Raw genomic sequence first — 16,406 nt, forward strand, 5'->3', positions numbered from 1 at the left:
CGCCGACCCGCCAGTAACCCCCGACGCGCAGACTCGTTGTGCCGTTCAGCACCGACGACTGGCCCCCGCTCCCCAGCGTTCCCGGGCCCCGGTGCGGTTCGTCGGTCTATTGCGCGAGGAGGCGACACGTGACCGGTGTCGAGGTGAAGGTCGAGGGACTGACGAAGTCCTTCGGTCGGGCCAACATCTGGTCGGACGTGACCCTGACGCTGCCCGCGGGTGAGGTGTCGGTGCTGCTCGGGCCGTCGGGTACCGGTAAGTCGGTGTTCCTGAAGTCCCTGATCGGGCTGCTGAAGCCGGAGCGGGGGTCGATCGTGATCGAGGGCGTCGACCTGTGCAAGTGCTCGGAGTCCGAGCTGTACGAGATCCGGAAGCTGTTCGGGGTGTTGTTCCAGGACGGTGCGTTGTTCGGGTCGATGAACCTGTTCGACAACATCGCGTTCCCGTTGCGGGAGCACACGCGTAAGTCGGAGTCGGCGATCCGCGACATCGTCATGGAGAAGATCGACATGGTCGGTCTGGTCGGTGCCGAGGGCAAGCTGCCGGGTGAGATCTCGGGTGGTATGCGTAAGCGGGCGGGGCTGGCGCGGGCGTTGGTGCTGGATCCGAAGATCATTCTGTTCGACGAGCCGGACTCGGGTCTGGATCCGGTGCGTACGGCGTATCTGAACCAGCTGATCATCGATCTGAACGCGATGACGGACTCGACGTTCCTGATCGTCACCCACGACATCAACTCGGCGCAGACGGTGCCGGACAACATCGGGCTGCTCTATCGCAAGCATCTGTCGATGTTCGGTCCGCGGGAGGTGCTGCTGACCTCCGACGAGCCGGTGGTGGCGCAGTTCCTGAACGGTCGTCGTGAGGGGCCGATCGGGATGTCGGAGGAGAAGGACGCCGCCCAGGCCGCCCGTGAGATGGAGGAGGCGGGTGGTGAGCTGGAGGGGCGTCCGGAGATGAAGCCGCAGCTCGTCGCGTCGACCGGGATGCCGGACCGGCAGGCGGTGCATCGCCGCCGTGAGCGGGTGCAGGCGATGCTGCACGAGTTGCCGGAGTCGGCGCAGGAGGCGATCCGGGAGCAGTACGCCGACAGCGACGCGCAGGCGGGCGGCCCGTCCCGAAACGGCACCACCCGCCAGACGGCCCGCAGCGGCGCGACGGTGAGCGACGACCGTCCCACCGACATCCACCCGCGCATCACCGACGACACCCCCGACCCGGGCGGCCGTCACCAGCTCTCCGGCGGTGAGCGGTGAGCACCCCCAGCCCCGTCACGCGGGCGCTCACCCCGGTCGGCAAGTTCTTCGGCCTGTTCGCCGAGATCGGCCGCCAGGGACTGCGCCGGCCGTTCCAGTGGCGCGAGCTCGTCGAGCAGACGTGGTTCGTCACCAAGGTCTCCGCGCTGCCGACCGCCCTGTTCACGATCCCGTTCGGCGCGACGATCGCGCTGCTGCTCGGTGAGCTGACCCGCCAGTTCGGCGCCCAGTCCCAGACCGGCGCCGGCGCGGTCCTCGCGATCGTGCAGCAGGCCGCCCCCATCGTCACCGCACTGCTGATCTCCGGCGCCGGTGGCTCCGCGGTCTGCGCGGACCTCGGAGCCCGGACCATCCGCGAGGAGATCGCGGCGATGGAGGTGCTCGGCATCTCGCCGATCCAGCGCCTGGTCGTGCCGCGGGTGCTCGCCATGGGCATCACCGCGCTGGTCCTGAACGGGCTCGCGACCTGCGTCGGCGTCGCGGGCGGCTACTTCTTCAACGTGATCATCCAGGGCGGGTCGCCCGGTGCGTACATCAACAGCTTCTCGGCGATCGCGCAGGTCAGCGACATCGTCGTGTCGGAGCTGAAGGCGTTCCTGTTCGGCATCGTCGCCGGTGTCGTCGCCGCTTTCCGCGGCCTCAACCCGCCGCCCGGTGCGAAGGGCGTCGGTGACGCGGTGAACCAGGCCGTCGTCATCTCCTTCGTGCTCGTCTTCCTGATCAACCTCGTGCTCACCGCCCTGTACCTCGAGCTCGTCCCGCCGAAGGGCTTCTGATCCATGGCCACCCCACTCGGAACGCGGGCCCGACGGGCCGCCCAGGCGCCGCTGAACCAGCTCGAGGAGCTCGGCGACCAGCTGTCGCTCTACGTCCGGTCGATCCTCTGGATCCCGAAGACGCTGACCCGGTACAAGAAGGAGGTCGCCCGGCTGCTCGCCGAGGTCTCCTTCGGCTCCGGCGCGCTGATCGTCATCCTCGGGACCGTCGGCGTGATGGCGTCGTTGTCGCTGTTCGTCGGCTCGCTGGTCGGCCTGCAGGGCTTCCGCGCCCTGGACGCCCTGGGCGTCGAGGCGCTGACCGGCTTCATCACCGCCTACTTCAACACCCGCTCGATCGCCCCGCTGGTCGCCGCCTCGGCGCTGACCGCGACGCTCGGCGCGGGCTTCACCGCCCAGCTGGGCGCCATGCGGATCTCCGAGGAGATCGACGCGCTGGAGGTCATGGCGGTGCCCTCGGTGCCCTACCTGGTGACCACCCGGATGGTCGCCGGCATCGTCGCGATCATCCCGATCTACACGCTCGGCCTGCTCGCCAGCTACGCCGCCTCGCGGATCAACGTCACGCTGATCAACGGTCTGCCCGGTGGTACCTACGACCACTACTTCGACCTGTTCCTGCCGGTCAGTGACGTACTGCTGTCCTACCTCAAGGTGATCGTGTTCGCGACGGTGATCATCCTGATCCACTGCCACTACGGCTACTCCGCCAAGGGCGGCCCCGCCGGCGTCGGCGTCGCGGTCGGTCGCGCGGTGCGGCTGTCGATCGTGAGCACCGCCATCCTGGACTTCTTCCTGACGCTGGTCATGTTCGGCACCTCGACCTCGGTGCGGGTGGCCGGATGAGGTCCCCGAAGCGAGTGCTGCAGGGCCTGGCCTTCGTCACGGTCATCGTCGTCCTGCTCGGGCTGGCCGTCGCCCAGTACGTCGGCGTCTTCTCCTCCGGTGTCCCGGTGACCCTGAACGTCGCCCGGGTCGGCACCCAGATGCAGGAGCGTTCCGACGTCAAGGTCAACGGCCTGATCGTCGGGCAGGTCGACCAGGTCGTCTCGAACGGCACGAACACCAGCATCGAGATGTCGATGGACCCGCAGTTCCTCGACCAGATCCCGGAGAACGTCACCGCCCAGCTGCTGCCCAAGACGCTGTTCGGCGAGAAGTTCGTGTCGCTGGTCCCGCCGGCCGCGCCGTCGACAGCCCGGCTCGCCGCGGGCGACGTCATCCCCGAGGACCGCAGCCAGGCCGCGCTGGAGGTCGAGCGGGTGCTCGACGAGCTGCTGCCGCTGCTGCAGACCGTCCGTCCGCAGGACCTGGCGACCACGCTCGGCTCGCTCTCCCAGGCCCTGCAGGGCCGGGGCAACCAGCTCGGCGAGACCCTGACCCAGCTGAACACGCTGGTCGAGGGCCTGAACCCGGCCGTGCCGGACCTGCAGGAGGACATCCGCCAGCTGGCGACCTTCTCCGACAACCTGAACCAGGCCGCGCCCGACCTGCTCGACGCGCTCGACAACCTCACGGTCACCAGCCGCACGATCGTCGAGAAGCGCGAGGGGCTGCGGAACCTCTACCGCTCCATCACCGGCGCGTCGGACGACCTGCGGTCCTTCCTCGACGCGAACGGCGAGAACATCATCGGGCTGTCGGCGGCCAGCCGGCCGACGCTGGAGACGCTCGCGCGCTACTCGCCCGAGTTCCCCTGCCTGACCCGCCAGCTCGTCGAGCTGATCCCGAAGATCAACGACGCGGTCCGGCCGGGCACCGACCGGGTCGGCTTCAACTTCACCGTCGAGATCGTGGCGAGCAAGGGCAAGTACCTGCCGAACCAGGACGAGCCCGAGTACGGCGAGGACCGCGGGCCGCGCTGCTACCCGATCCCGGTCCCGACCGGCACCCAGTACCCCCCGGACGGCCCGTTCCGGGACGGCTCCGTCCCGGGCCCGGCCCCGGCCGGGCAGCCGATGGGCAACCCCGAGGACTTCGGGGTCGACACCTTCGGCACCTACGACGGCACCGACAGCTTCGGTCTCATCCAGGACCAGAGCGCGCAGAACGGCGCGGGCGTGCTCCCCCCGCTGACCACCACGCTCGGCCAGGCGGGCATCCAGCCGTCGTCCTACGACGGGACGCACCAGAGCGGCTCGGTCGACATGGGCGTCGCGAACTCCGCCGGCGAGCAGGACGTCGTCGCGCAGCTGCTGGCCGCCCACCAGGGCGGCTCCCCGCAGGCCGTGCCGGCCTGGAGCAGCACGATGGTCGGCCCGCTCCTGCGCGGCACGGAGGTGACGCTGACGTGAGTAGGCTCCCGATCTCGGCGCTGGTCAAGTTCCTGGTCTTCGCGCTGGTCACAGCGCTGGGCACCACGCTGCTCGGCCTGACCATCGCGAACGCCCGGGGCGGCCAGGTCACCGAGTACACCGCCCGGTTCAGCGACGCGACCGGCCTGCTGGCCGGCGACGACGTCCGCATCGCCGGCGTCGTCGTCGGATCGATCAAGGACGTCCGCATCGTCGACCAGCGGGTCGCCGAGGTGGCGTTCGACGTCGACTCGTCCACCCCGCTGCCGTCGACGGTCAGCGCGACCCTGAAGTACAAGAACCTCATCGGCCAGCGGTACATGGCGCTGGACCAGGGCGCGGGCCCGACCGGGGAGGACCTCCCCGCCGGCGGCCAGATCCCGATCGACCGGACCCGCCCCGCGGTCAACCTGACCGTGCTGTTCAACGGCTTCCAGCCGCTGTTCCAGGGCCTGGACCCGGACCAGATCAACAAGCTGTCGATGGAGATCGTCCAGGTCCTGCAGGGCGAGGGCGGCACGGTGCAGAGCCTGCTGGCCTCGACGTCGTCGCTGACCAACTCGATCGCCGACCGCGACCAGGTCATCGGCCAGGTCATCGACAACCTCAACCTGACCCTCGACACCGTCAACCGCAACGACGAGGGCCTCAACGAGCTGATCAGCTCGCTGCAGGCGCTGGTGTCCGGGCTGGCCCAGGACCGCGAGCCCATCGGCAACGCGATCCAGTCCATCGGCGAGCTGACCCAGGTCACGGGGTCGTTCCTGGAGGACGCCCGACCGCCGCTGCGCGACGACATCCGCAACCTCGGCGACCTCGCGACCCAACTCGACCAGGGCCGACCCGCGATCGAGCGGTTCCTGCAGTACACGCCGTTCAAGCTGAACCGGATCGCCCGCGTCGGCTCCCACGGCAGCTGGTTCAACTTCTACCTCTGCGGCCTCGACGGCCAGATCGGCATCTCGCCGATCCTGCAGCAGACCTCGCTGGAGGACCTGGGCATCGGCCCGGTCCGCAACCCCGAGCGGCGCTGCGGCCCGGACCCGTCCGGGCTCGGGGCCGGCAACACCGTCCCGACCGACGGCTCGCAGCCCGGCGACCCCGCGGACAACCGCGCCCAGGACAACCCGTCGATGCGTGAGCCGACCACCGAGTCGGTCGGCGGCCTGCTGGACCAGGCAGCCGGCCGTGGCCCGGTCGACTCCAGCAGCGACCCGACCGCAGCGCTGCAGCCGGGAGGCAACTGATGGCACAGGCAGGGCAGAAGCGCCCCGTCCTGACGGCGGTGATCGGGCTCGTGCTGATCGCGGCGCTGACACTGGCCGCGTTCAACTACGAGGCCATCTTCTCCGGGGCCACCCGCTACACCGCGGAGTTCCCCGAGGCGGCGGGTCTGCAGGCCAACGACCGCGTCACAGTGGCCGGGGTCGAGGCGGGCCGGGTGCAGGACGTCTCCCTCGACGGCGACCACGTGAAGATCGAGTTCACCGTCGAGGACGCCTGGGTCGGCAACCGGACCACGGCGTCGATCGAGATCGCCACGCTGCTCGGCTCCAAGTTCCTCGCCCTCGACCCGCGCGGCGACGCCGAGCAGGACCCCGACCAGCCGATCGGCCGGGACCGGACCAAGTCCCCGTTCGACGTCGTCGACGCCTTCAACGGCCTCTCCGGCACGATCGACCAGCTCGACACCACGCAGCTCGCGTCGAGCCTCACCACGCTCTCGGACACCTTCCGCGACACCCCACCGGAGATCCGCGGGGCCTTGGACGGGCTGTCCCGCCTGTCGAACACGATCTCCAGCCGCGACGGCGAGCTGAAGAAGCTGCTCGCCAACACCCGGCAGCTGTCGACCACGCTGGCCGACCGCCGTGGCGACGTCGTGAAGCTGGTGAACGACGGCAACCTGCTGCTCGGTGAGCTGCAGCGGCGCAAGGACGCGATCGCCAACCTGCTCGACGGCGTGCAGCGCCTGTCGATCCAGCTGCGCGGCCTCGTCGCCGACAACCAGGCGCAGCTGCGCCCGGCCCTGGAGACCCTCGACCGCGTGCTGGCGGTGCTCGAGGAGAACCGCGACAACCTCGGCGAGATCCTCGACAAGGAAGCGGTGTTCATCCGCGTGTTCGGCAACGCCCTCGGCAACGGCCGTTGGTTCGACAACTACCTGTGCGGCCTGCTGCCGCCGGTCGTGCCGCTCGGGGGTGACTGCTGATGGGCTCCTGGGCCAACGACCGGCGCCAGATCCAGTTCGGTGCCCTGATCGCCGTCGTCGCGGTCCTGGTGGCGAGCGCGATCTGGCTGATCACCTCCGGCGGCGGCCGCCAGGTCACCGCCTACTTCACCAGCTCCGCCGCGCTGTTCCAGGACAACGACGTCCGGGTGCTCGGTGTCCCGGTCGGCAAGATCGACCGGATCACGCCGGAGGGCGACCGGGTGCGGGTCGACATGACCATCACCGACGACGAGGTGCGCCTGCCCGCCGACGTCAAGGCCGCCGTCGTCTCGCCGAGCCTGGTCACCGGCCGCTACGTGCAGCTGACCCCGGTGTGGACCGGCGGTCCGGAGTGGAACGGCGAGCCGATCCCGCTGGAGCGCACCGCGTTCCCGCTCGGCGTCGACGACCTCACCCGGACCGCGACCGAGCTCTCCCGGGCGCTCGGGCCGCAGGGGGCCAACAAGGACGGCGCGCTCAACGACGTCCTGGACGTCACCGCACAGAACCTCGACGGCAACGGCCGCGCGCTCAACGACACCATCCGCAACCTCGGCGGGCTCTCGGCGACGTTGAACGGGTCCAGCGGCGACCTGTTCGGCACCATCACCGAGCTGCAGAAGTTCGTCGGGACGCTGCGGGAGAACGACCCCGGCATCCGCGAGCTCAACGGGAAGCTGGCCGACGTGACCGGATTCCTCGCGAGCCAGCGCGGCGAGCTCGGCGGGGCGCTGAACCAGCTGTCCTACGCGCTCGGGGAGGTCGCCGACTTCGTGCAGGACAACCGGTCGACGCTGCGGTCGAACGTGGACAAGCTCGCGAGCGTCTCGCAGGAGGTCGTCGACCACCAGCGGGCGCTGTCCGAGATCGCCGACCTCGCCCCGGCGGCGCTGAACAACCTCACCAACATCTACAACGGCTCCTCGGAGACCCTCGACACCCGGGCCAACATCAACGAGCTGGCCTACCCGCTGCCGGTCGCGATCTGCGAGATCCTCCGCCGCGGCGCGGGTGCGATCCCGGGTGGCCTGGACCAGCCCACCGCCGCGCTCTGCGACGGCCTGGCCCCGATCCTCGATGGCGCCGTGCCGCTGCCGACCCCGCAGCAGGTGCTCGAGCAGCTCCAGGCAGGCGGCTCCGGGGTCAACCCGGCCGTGCCCCAGCTGATGCCGGGCTCGCCGCTGTCGCTGACCGACCCGGGCTCGCAGCTGCGCGCCCCGGCCGACCCGCAGGCTCCCGCCCCCGGTGGGCAGCCCGCACCGGGCGCCACCGGCGCCCCGGCCACCCCGGCGCCGTCGACGACGACGGCCCCGCAGGCCACTCCCACCCCGGTCCCCGAGACCGAGGAGCGCGGGGGCGGCGGACTGTTCGGCCTGTTCGGAGGTGGATCGTGATCGGCTCCAGCGGCCGTGTCGGCCGGGTGTCGGCGCTGCTGACGGCCGTGGCGCTGTTCGCGGGCGGCTGCGGTGCGGTGGACGGCGGCCTGCGGGGCATCCCGCTGCCCGGTGGCGCGAACCTGGGCGACGACCCGTACTTGGTGCAGATCGAGTTCGCCGACGTCGTCGACCTCGTCCCGCAGTCGATCGTGCGCGTCGGTGACGTGCCGGTCGGCGCGGTCGAGACCGTCGCCGTCGAGCCGGGGTCGTGGAACGCGCTGGTCACCGTCGCGGTGAACCGCGGCGTCACGCTCCCGGCCAACGCCACCGCGCGGGTCCGCACGACCTCTCTGCTCGGTGAGAAGTTCGTCGAGCTGTCCCAGCCGACCGTTCCCGCCGAGGGCGACCTCGCGCGGAGCGGGAGGATCGGGCTGCAGGCCAGCGGTCGCGCGGCCGAGGTCGAGGAGGTCCTCGGGGCCCTGTCGCTGCTGCTCAACGGCGGTGGCGTGGCCCAGATCCGGACCATCTCCACCGAGCTGAACAACGCGCTGTCCGGGCGCGAGCCGCAGGTGCGGGCGCTGCTGGACAACCTCGACCGGCTCGTCGGCTCGCTCGACAGCTCCAAGGACGACATCAACCGGGCGCTCGACGGGCTCAACCGCCTGTCGGCCACCCTCGCCGAGCGTCGCCCGCAGATCGAGAACGCCTTGCAGAACGTCAGCCCCGGCCTGCGCGAGCTCGAGTCCCAGCGCAGGCAGCTGGTCGGCATGCTGCAGGCGCTCGACCGGCTGTCCGGTGTCGCGACGAACGTCGTCAACCGGTCGCGCGACGACCTGCTGGCCGACCTGGAGGCGCTGCGCCCGGTGCTGCGGAACCTGGCCGACTCCGGCCAGAACCTGCCGGACTCGCTGCAGCTGCTGCTGTCGATCCCGTTCACCGACGCGGCCACCGACGCCGTCGCCGGTGACTACGCCAACCTGTACGTGAAGCTGGACCTGGACCTGGGTTCGGTCCTGCGCAACATCCTGAACTCCAACCAGCTCGGGCTGCCGCTCGACCCGACGCAGCTGGCCCAGCTGCCGCCCACCGCGCAGCTGCTGACGCCGCTGCTCGGCGCGACACCGCGGCAGCCGGACCCGGCGGTCCCGGGTGCGCCCGCGCTGCCGTTGCTCGGGGCCGAGCAGCCCACCACCGCACCGCCGCCGCCCGCCTCGGGCACTGAGCCGGCCACCCCGGCACCGTCGGCGACCCCGGCACCGAGCCCGACGCCGGAGCAGGGCTCCGGTGGCGGCGGCCTGCTCGGCGGACTCTTCGGAGGCGGATCGTGATCACCAAGACCGTCCGCTGGCAGCTGACCGCGCTGGTGCTCGTCACCATCGTGGCGGTCGGCTACGCGGGCTTCCGCTACGCCGGTCTCGACCGCATCTTCGGGGCGACGACGTACCCGGTCACGGTGGAGCTCGCCGACTCCGGCGGGATCTTCAGCGGCGCCGACGTCACCTACCGCGGCGTGAGTGTCGGACGGGTCGGGCCGCTGTCGCTGACCGCCCGCGGCGTCGACGTCCAGCTCGACATCGATAACTCCGCGCCGGCCATCCCGGCCGACGCCCGGGCCGTCGTCGGGAACCTGTCGCCGATCGGTGAGCAGTACGTCGACCTCCAGCCGGTGGCCGACGGCGGCGAGGCGCTCGCCTCCGGCTCGGTCATCCCGCAGGACCGCACCCGGACCCCGGTCCAGATCAACACCTTCCTGACCGAGCTGGACCAGCTCGTGTCGACGGTGCCGAAGGACTCGCTGCAGACCGTCGTCCGCGAGCTCGGCCAGGGCTTCGAGGGCACCGCGCAGCCGCTGCAGCAGCTGCTCGACACCACCGGGGAGTTCACCCGGGCCGCCACCGACGCGCTGCCGCAGACGACCGCGCTGATCCGCGACGCCCGCCCGGTGCTCACCACGCAGAACGAGGTGGCCCCGCAGTTCCAGGAGTTCAGCCGCGGCCTGCGCGAGGTCACCGAGCAGCTCAAGCAGTCCGACCCGGACCTGCGCCGGATCATCGACGACGGCCCGCGCCTGGGCGACCAGGTCAGCGGCCTGCTCCGGGAGAGCGGCCCCGGGCTCGGCGAGTCGATCGCGAACCTGCGGACGGTGACCGAGCTGCTGGCCCCGCGCCAGGCGGGCCTGCGCCAGCTGCTCGTGACCTACCCCGGCCTGGTGGCCGTCGCGCCGAAGGTCGTGCCCGGCGACGGGACCGCGCACCTCGGTCTGGTCGTCAACATCGCCGACCCGCCGGTCTGCACCCGGGGCTACGAGGGCACGCCCAACCGCGGTGGCCTCGACGTCTCCGAGCGACCGGTGAACGAGGACGCCCGCTGCACCGAGCCCCCCGGCAGCCCCACCAACGTGCGCGGAATGCAGAATGTCCAGAGGCCCCAGCCGCTCGAGGTGCCGGACTACTCCGGCAACTCGGGGTTCGGCGGCCACGGTGACGGTCCCCACGGCGGCGACACCGCCGACGGACCGGCCCCGCGGCCGAACGCCGGGTCGCTCGGCGACGACCGCGCCGAGCGGGTCGCGACGCCGGGCCTGGTGACGAGCTTCGCCCAGATCCTGGGCGGTTGAGCACGACGGTCGCGCCCCGTCCGGGGCGTGACCGGCACGACGGCCGGGCCACACCCGGGCCCGGCCGGCACGACGACCGCGGGGGACCGCCGTCCGCCGGACGGCGCGGACCCCCACGGCCGGCCCACGGCCGCCCGGTGCGGTCGCCGAGCGGCTGTGCCCCCGCAGCCGGGAGGAGGAACGCTCCCCGATGAACACCGACGTTGCCGGCTCCGACGCCGACACGAAGGCCGACCCGACGGCCGACACCCCCGACGGTTCCGCGCCCGTGGAGCCTGCCACCGGTCCGGACGGCGGCCAGACCCCGCCCGGACCGCTCGCCAGGGCCCTGCCCGTGGCCGCCGCCGTCGCGGCGGTGCTCGCGCTCGTGCTGGGCGGCCTGTGGCTGTTCGCGCTGAACAGCGACGCCACCCAGGTCGCCCAGGCCCGCGACGAGGCGCTCCGTGACGCCCGCCAGGCCGTGATCAACCTGAACACCCTGGACCATACGGACGCCCAGAAGGGCCTGGACCTGTGGATCCAGTCCTCGGCCGGGTCGGTCCGCGACGAGTTCGTGTCCAACCGCGACGCCTACGCCAAGCTGGTCACCGACCAGAAGCGCACCACCGCCGCGACCGTCACCGACGCCGCGGTGACCGAGGTCGACCCGCGCGCCGGGACCGCCCGGGTGCTCGCCGGCGTCGACGTGACCGTCACGCCCGAGGGCGGTCAGCCCGCCGTGACCCGCCAGCGCATCGAGCTCGGCATGGTCCGCACCGACGACGGCTGGAAGGTCGACGCACTGGAGCCGCTGGTCACCCCGGGTACGGGCTGACCCTCCGGCCCGACCCCCGGCCCCCCGGCGGTGCCCCGCACCGCGCCGCTCCCAGGTCGACCACCCCAGGAGGTCACCGCATGTCCACCCCCCGCCGCCGCCCTGCGGGCGGCATCCGCAGGCCCCAGGTCGCGGGCCGCCCGCGCACCCGCGCCGACGAGCCCGACGAGGAGGAGACCGGCACCGGCGGTGTCGCCCTCGACGAGCGCTCCGGTGACGCGGTCCCGTCCGCCGCACCGGTCCGCTCCGGCGACGCCGGGCGCACCGACGCCCCCGGCACGGCCGACGACGACGACGCCGACGGCACCCCGGCCGGCGCCGACGGCACCCCGCGTCGCCGGTCGTTGCTGTCCGCCCCGACGAGCCGGCGCGCGACCGGGCTGCTGCTCGCCGTCACGGTGCTGCTCGTCGCGGCCGCCGCGTTCTTCGGCGCCGAGTGGTACCGCACGACCTTCACCGGGTCGGCGTCCAACACCGCGCTCACCGACGTCGGCACCACCGCGCAGGTCGGCGAGCAGGTCGGTGAGGCGATCACGAAGGTCTACTCCTTCGACTACGCCCGCCTCCAGCAGGCCGAGGACGACGCCCGCGGCGTCATCACCCCGGGCTTCCAACCGGAGTTCGACAAGATCTTCGGCAGCGTGAAGGACCTCGCCCCGCAGCAGAAGGCCGTGGTCACCGCGACGATCCCGAAGCTCGCCGTGGCGAGCATCGACGGCGACCGCGCGACCGTCTACGCCTTCGTCAACCAGGTCATCCGCCGCCAGGCCGACGGCGGCGCCCCGCAGGAGGGCTCCGCGGCGGCGCGGCTGCGGGTCGACGCCCAGTTCGTCGACGGCCGCTGGAAGATCTCCGCGATGACGCCGGCCTGAGCAGGCCCGCCCCGCCGTACCCCCGGGTGAACCGGGGGTACGGCGAGGAGCTACAGTTGGTCCCGATCCACCGAAGACCGCAGGTCCGCGTCCTTCCCGAAGGGCGTACGAAGGTTCCGGGAACGTCCGGACGGCCCGCGCAGGAGGACGAGGCGACACCGGGCGCGCGAGTGCCCCACGAACTTCCGACGCCCCGTGCTGCTGCGCACGGGGCGTTCGTCGTCTCCGGGGTCGGAGTGGGAACTGCGTCGGTGGCACCCCCAAGCACGTCCCACGTGCACGAGACCGACCCCCGAGAGGAGGGCAGCGATGGCAGCACCTGACAAGGTCGCAGCGGTCGAGGAGATCACCAACCGCTTCCGCGAGTCGGACGCCTCGGTCGTGACCGAGTACCGCGGGCTCAGCGTCGCCAAGCTGACCCAGCTGCGCCGGGACCTGGGTTCGGACGCGAACTTCCGCGTCGCGAAGAACACCCTGGTCAAGCGCGCGGCGGCGGAGGCCGGGGTCCAGGGCCTGGACGACCTGCTCGCCGGCCCGACGGCCATCACCTTCATCAAGGGTGAGCCCGTCGAGGCCGCGAAGGCGATCAAGCAGTTCGCGAAGGACAACCCCGGTCTGACGATCAAGGGCGGGTACATGGACGGGCGCGCCCTGTCCACCGCCGAGATCGAGCAGCTGGCGGACCTCGAGACCCGTGAGGTCCTGCTGGCCAAGCTGGCCGGCGCGATGAAGGCCAACCTGTCCAAGGCCGCGGGGCTGTTCAACGCCCCGGCCTCGCAGGTCGCCCGCCTCGCGCAGGCACTGGCCGACAAGAAGGCCGAGTCCGGCGAGTCCGCCGCTCCGGCCGATGCCGACGGCGACTCCGCCGAGAGCTGATCACCACCCCCATCTGTCTTTCGTAGAGAAAGGACCGCCACCATGGCGAAGCTGTCCACCGACGAGCTGCTCGACGCCTTCAAGGAGCTCACCCTGCTCGAGCTCTCGGACTTCGTGAAGAAGTTCGAAGAGACCTTCGAGGTCACCGCGGCCGCCCCGGTCGCCGTCGCCGCCGCGGGTGCCCCCGCCGCCGGTGCCGCCCCCGCCGAGGAGGAGAAGGACGAGTTCGACGTCGTCCTCGAGGCCGCCGGTGACAAGAAGATCCAGGTCATCAAGGTCGTCCGCGAGGTCGTCTCGGGCCTGGGCCTGAAGGAGGCGAAGGACCTCGTCGAGTCCGCGCCGAAGTCGCTGCTCGAGGGTGTCGCCAAGGAGGCCGCCGAGGCCGCCAAGACGAAGCTCGAGGAGGCCGGCGCCAAGGTCTCGCTCAAGTGACCTGAGCACCGCTCGCACGACGGGGCGCCGACCCACCGGGTCGGCGCCCCGTCGTCGTCTCCGGGTCAGGTCTGCTCGCGGGCCCGCAGCTCGCGGCGCAGCACCTTGCCCGTGACGGTCTTGGGCACCTCGTCGAGCAGCTCCACCTGCCGCGGGTACTTGTAGGCCGCCATCCGTTCCCGGGTGAACGCGATCAGCTCCTCCGGGGTGGCCGAGGCACCGGCCCGCAGTGACACGAACGCCTTGACCGTCTCGCCCCGGTACTCGTCGGCGACGCCGACCACCGCGGCCTCCCGCACCGCGGGGTGCTCGTAGAGGACGTCCTCCACCTCGCGCGGCCACACCTTGTAGCCGCCCGCGTTGATCTGGTCCTTCTTGCGGTCGACGATGTAGAACCAGCCGTCGGCGTCCATGTAGCCGACGTCCCCCGTTCTGAGTTCGGGCTGCGCGAGCTCCCCGGTGGGGAACGCGTGGGCCGTCTCCTCGGGCTTGCCCCAGTAGCCCGCGACGACCTGTGGCCCGGACGTGCAGATCTCCCCGATCTCGCCGGGCGGGAGCTCCGCGCCGTCGTCGTCGAGGATGCGCACGACGGTGCCGTAGATCGGAACGCCCACCGACAGCGCCCCGGACGCGGAGTCCACCGGCCCCTGGGTGCCGATCGGCGTCGCGTGCGACGGCGAGGTGGTCTCGGTCAGCCCGTAGATGTTGTGGATCCACAGCCCGAACGCCTCGTGGAACGCGGTGACCGTCGACGGCGGGATCGGCGCCCCGCCCGAGCAGATCGTGCGCAGCGACGCGAGCGCCTCCCGGTCGGCGTTCGGGGCGTTCATCAGCGCGATGAACACGGTGATCGCCCCGACGGTCAGGGTCGGCCGGTGCTCCCGGATGACGTCGACGCCCAGCGACGGCTCGAACCGGTGGAACAGCACCAGCGGCGCGGCCAGGTACTGGGCGAGGGTCACGTGCGCGATCAGACCGGTGATGTGGAACAGCGGGGCGATGCCGAGGACGACCTCGTCGTCGCCGAGGCCGCACCACGTGGCGTAGGCCTGGCTGGTGAAGACGACGTTGCCGTGGGTGTTCATCGCGCCCTTGGGCGGCCCGGTGGTCCCCGAGGTGTAGGTGAGGAACGCGGTGTCGCCGGCGGTGAACGACACCGGCGGGGGAGTGCCGCCCCGGTGCGTCTCCAGGAACGCGCCGAGGTCGGTGACGTCGTCGCCGGACAGGTCCGGCCGCGCGGTGTCGGGGAGCGCACGCCGGTCGTCGCGGGTCTGGAACTCGCGCTCGGAGGTGGTGAGCACGGTGCGCACGCCCGGCTGCCCGGCCAGCACGGTCCGCGCGACGCCGTCGTAGAGCGACTCCAGGCACAGCAGCACCGACGACCCGGAGTCGCGCAGCAGCAGCTCCAGCTCCCGCTCCCGGTTCATCGGGTTGATCGACACCGCGACGCCGCCGGCCTTCCAGGTGCCGACCAGGCCGAGGACGAACTGCGGCACGTTCTGCAGGTACATCGCGACCCGCTCGCCCGCGGTGAACCCGCCGGCGAGCAGCCCGGCGGCGAAGGCGTCGGTGAGCCGGTCGAGCTCGCGGTAGGTGAGCGCGCCGTCGAAGTAGCGGATCGCGTCGCCGTCGGGGTTCCGCGCCACCGCGGCGCGGAACATCGACAACGCGTCCGGGAAGTCCGGGGTGATGTCGTGCGGCTGGCCCTCGGCGTAGCGGGCCAGCCAGGGGCGGTCGGCGGAGGACATCAGCGGATCACGATCGGGTTCACCGGTGCCCCCGTGCCGTTGACGACCTTCAGCGGGGCCGCGGCGTAGAGGAAGCTCCACCGTCCGTCGGCGGCGCAGGCGTCGGCGAGGTCGTCGAGCCAGGCGATCTCGGTGAGGGCGACGCCGAGGTTGCGCATCAGCGCGCAGTGCAGCGGGAGCGCGACGCCGGTGTGCGGCTCGCTGGTCACCTCGTTGGCGATCGTGTCGGTGACGAGGTTCGGGATCTCCTTGCGCTGGAACCACTCCACGAGCTCGCGTGAGTAGGTGAGCCCGGGCTCGGTGAAGTCGGTGTAGAAGGTGGCCGGGTCGTTGAGCTCGTACCAGTACTTCATCCATCCGGTGCGGATGACGAGCACGTCGTGCGGCTCGATGTCGACTCCCTGTGCCTGCGCGGCGGCCTCGAGGTCGGTGTGGTCGAAGGTCTCGCCCTTGTCGAGCCACTCCTTGCCGCGGTGCCGGGCCATGTCGATGAGCACGCCCCGCCCGACGACGCCCTTCTCCGCGATCGGCAGCACCGAGGCCCGGTCCATCGCGTCGACGGTGGAGCGCGCGTCGTAGCCGTTCCAGAGCTTGCCGTCGTACCAGACGTGGCCGAGCGCGTCGTACTGCGTGGAGCCCTGCAGGAAGATGAGGGCGGTGTCGTCGGCGTAGTGCAGACCGCCGGGGAACTGCGGTGCGTCGGCCGAGTCCCAGGTGCCCTCGTCCATGACGTTCTGGCGCTTGATGCCCTCGCGGCCCGGCCACAGCGGGTCGCCCGGCGCCTCGGTGCGTCCCATGTGGATCTGCAGGGTGAACACCTCGCCGGAACGGACGTGCTGCACGCCCCGCAGGACCTCGCCCGCGTCCAGGTAGTTCAGGCAGCCGAGCTCGTCGTCGGGACCCCACTTGCCCCAGTTGCTGGGGGCGTCGTCACCGAGGAGCTCGCGCATGGGAGGAGTGCTGTCGGACATCGTCGTCCTTTCGTCGCCGCCGGCCGTCACCGACCTGTGACCGATCGTTGGCGTCCCGACGACACCGTGTCAACCGTCACGCGGATCGCCCCGGACGGGCGTCGGTGGACCGGTCGTCCCGGCAGGATGACCGCTCGTCGACGAAGTGGGACTTGACTCGGT

15 protein-coding genes are annotated in these 16,406 nt (G+C 71.6%); 13 read left to right on the forward strand and 2 right to left on the reverse strand.

The features are described from left to right. Nucleotides 1–128 precede the first annotated feature (128 nt). The 13 genes from DMP15_RS06225 to rplL all read left to right on the forward strand — a co-directional run bounded on the left by DMP15_RS06225 (nt 129) and on the right by rplL (nt 13,525). Nucleotides 129–1,256 (forward strand): ABC transporter ATP-binding protein, encoded by a 1,128-nt coding sequence (locus DMP15_RS06225; protein WP_073576489.1) that lies wholly within the window; start codon nt 129–131, stop codon nt 1,254–1,256. Continuing rightward, nucleotides 1,253–2,032, forward strand: a complete 780-nt coding sequence (locus tag DMP15_RS06230; RefSeq protein WP_073576488.1) for an MlaE family ABC transporter permease — start codon at nt 1,253–1,255, stop codon at nt 2,030–2,032. The genes DMP15_RS06225 and DMP15_RS06230 overlap by 4 nt, the downstream gene beginning before the upstream one ends. A gap of 3 nt (nt 2,033–2,035) precedes the next feature. Then, complete coding sequence (locus DMP15_RS06235) at nt 2,036–2,878, forward strand: MlaE family ABC transporter permease (RefSeq protein ID WP_073576487.1); 843 nt, start codon at nt 2,036–2,038, stop codon at nt 2,876–2,878. Further along, a complete protein-coding gene (locus DMP15_RS06240) occupies nt 2,875–4,326 on the forward strand; it encodes an MCE family protein (RefSeq protein WP_073576486.1) in 1,452 nt (483 codons plus the stop codon). The genes DMP15_RS06235 and DMP15_RS06240 overlap by 4 nt, the downstream gene beginning before the upstream one ends. Then, complete coding sequence (locus DMP15_RS06245; protein WP_073576485.1) at nt 4,323–5,573, forward strand: MCE family protein; 1,251 nt, start codon at nt 4,323–4,325, stop codon at nt 5,571–5,573. Before DMP15_RS06240 ends, DMP15_RS06245 begins: the two co-directional genes overlap by 4 nt. Then, the gene (locus DMP15_RS06250; RefSeq protein ID WP_073576484.1) at nt 5,573–6,538 is read left to right on the forward strand and encodes an MCE family protein; all 966 of its coding nucleotides are present in this window, start codon (nt 5,573–5,575) and stop codon (nt 6,536–6,538) included. Before DMP15_RS06245 ends, DMP15_RS06250 begins: the two co-directional genes overlap by 1 nt. Continuing rightward, nucleotides 6,538–7,932, forward strand: a complete 1,395-nt coding sequence (locus tag DMP15_RS06255) for an MCE family protein (protein ID WP_073576483.1) — start codon at nt 6,538–6,540, stop codon at nt 7,930–7,932. Before DMP15_RS06250 ends, DMP15_RS06255 begins: the two co-directional genes overlap by 1 nt. After that, on the forward strand, nt 7,929–9,242 hold the full coding sequence (locus DMP15_RS06260; protein ID WP_073576482.1) for an MCE family protein: 1,314 nt from the start codon (nt 7,929–7,931) through the stop codon (nt 9,240–9,242). The genes DMP15_RS06255 and DMP15_RS06260 overlap by 4 nt, the downstream gene beginning before the upstream one ends. Continuing rightward, nucleotides 9,239–10,531 (forward strand): MlaD family protein, encoded by a 1,293-nt coding sequence (locus DMP15_RS06265; RefSeq protein ID WP_337825535.1) that lies wholly within the window; start codon nt 9,239–9,241, stop codon nt 10,529–10,531. Before DMP15_RS06260 ends, DMP15_RS06265 begins: the two co-directional genes overlap by 4 nt. A gap of 190 nt (nt 10,532–10,721) precedes the next feature. Continuing rightward, nucleotides 10,722–11,345 (forward strand): hypothetical protein, encoded by a 624-nt coding sequence (locus tag DMP15_RS06270; protein ID WP_337825536.1) that lies wholly within the window; start codon nt 10,722–10,724, stop codon nt 11,343–11,345. Nucleotides 11,346–11,425: 80 nt separating this feature from the next. Next, a complete protein-coding gene (locus DMP15_RS06275; RefSeq protein ID WP_073576480.1) occupies nt 11,426–12,217 on the forward strand; it encodes a nuclear transport factor 2 family protein in 792 nt (263 codons plus the stop codon). Nucleotides 12,218–12,526: 309 nt separating this feature from the next. Next, nucleotides 12,527–13,093 (forward strand): 50S ribosomal protein L10, encoded by a 567-nt coding sequence (gene rplJ, locus DMP15_RS06280; RefSeq protein WP_073576479.1) that lies wholly within the window; start codon nt 12,527–12,529, stop codon nt 13,091–13,093. Between the two features lie 42 nt (nt 13,094–13,135). Continuing rightward, nucleotides 13,136–13,525 (forward strand): 50S ribosomal protein L7/L12, encoded by a 390-nt coding sequence (gene rplL / locus DMP15_RS06285; RefSeq protein ID WP_073576478.1) that lies wholly within the window; start codon nt 13,136–13,138, stop codon nt 13,523–13,525. Between the two features lie 65 nt (nt 13,526–13,590). Here the strand turns inward: rplL and DMP15_RS06290 are convergent, their stop codons facing one another. Together DMP15_RS06290 and DMP15_RS06295 are read right to left on the reverse strand one after the other, a co-directional pair. After that, nucleotides 13,591–15,273, reverse strand: coding sequence for an AMP-binding protein (locus DMP15_RS06290; protein WP_337825537.1), 1,683 nt, complete (start codon nt 15,271–15,273; stop codon nt 13,591–13,593). After that, entirely contained in the window at nt 15,273–16,244 is a 972-nt protein-coding gene (locus DMP15_RS06295; protein ID WP_073576476.1) for a cyclase family protein, read from the reverse strand. The genes DMP15_RS06290 and DMP15_RS06295 overlap by 1 nt, the downstream gene beginning before the upstream one ends. Nucleotides 16,245–16,406 lie beyond the last annotated feature (162 nt).

Source organism: Pseudonocardia sp. UM4_GMWB1 (assembly GCF_017312155.1).
Lineage (GTDB): Bacteria > Actinomycetota > Actinomycetes > Mycobacteriales > Pseudonocardiaceae > Pseudonocardia > Pseudonocardia alni.

Bases quoted from the DNA above. Each gene is read 5' to 3' on its own strand.
- rplJ (WP_073576479.1), top strand. From the start codon at position 12,527: ATGGCAGCACCTGACAAGGTCGCAGCGGTCGAGGAGATCACCAACCGC.
- DMP15_RS06270 (WP_337825536.1), top strand. From the start codon at position 10,722: ATGAACACCGACGTTGCCGGCTCCGACGCCGACACGAAGGCCGACCCG.
- DMP15_RS06250 (WP_073576484.1), top strand. From the start codon at position 5,573: ATGGCACAGGCAGGGCAGAAGCGCCCCGTCCTGACGGCGGTGATCGGG.
- DMP15_RS06235 (WP_073576487.1), top strand. From the start codon at position 2,036: ATGGCCACCCCACTCGGAACGCGGGCCCGACGGGCCGCCCAGGCGCCG.
- rplL (WP_073576478.1), top strand. From the start codon at position 13,136: ATGGCGAAGCTGTCCACCGACGAGCTGCTCGACGCCTTCAAGGAGCTC.
- DMP15_RS06295 (WP_073576476.1), bottom strand. From the start codon at position 16,244: ATGTCCGACAGCACTCCTCCCATGCGCGAGCTCCTCGGTGACGACGCC.
- DMP15_RS06290 (WP_337825537.1), bottom strand. From the start codon at position 15,273: ATGTCCTCCGCCGACCGCCCCTGGCTGGCCCGCTACGCCGAGGGCCAG.
- DMP15_RS06255 (WP_073576483.1), top strand. From the start codon at position 6,538: ATGGGCTCCTGGGCCAACGACCGGCGCCAGATCCAGTTCGGTGCCCTG.
- DMP15_RS06240 (WP_073576486.1), top strand. From the start codon at position 2,875: ATGAGGTCCCCGAAGCGAGTGCTGCAGGGCCTGGCCTTCGTCACGGTC.
- DMP15_RS06275 (WP_073576480.1), top strand. From the start codon at position 11,426: ATGTCCACCCCCCGCCGCCGCCCTGCGGGCGGCATCCGCAGGCCCCAG.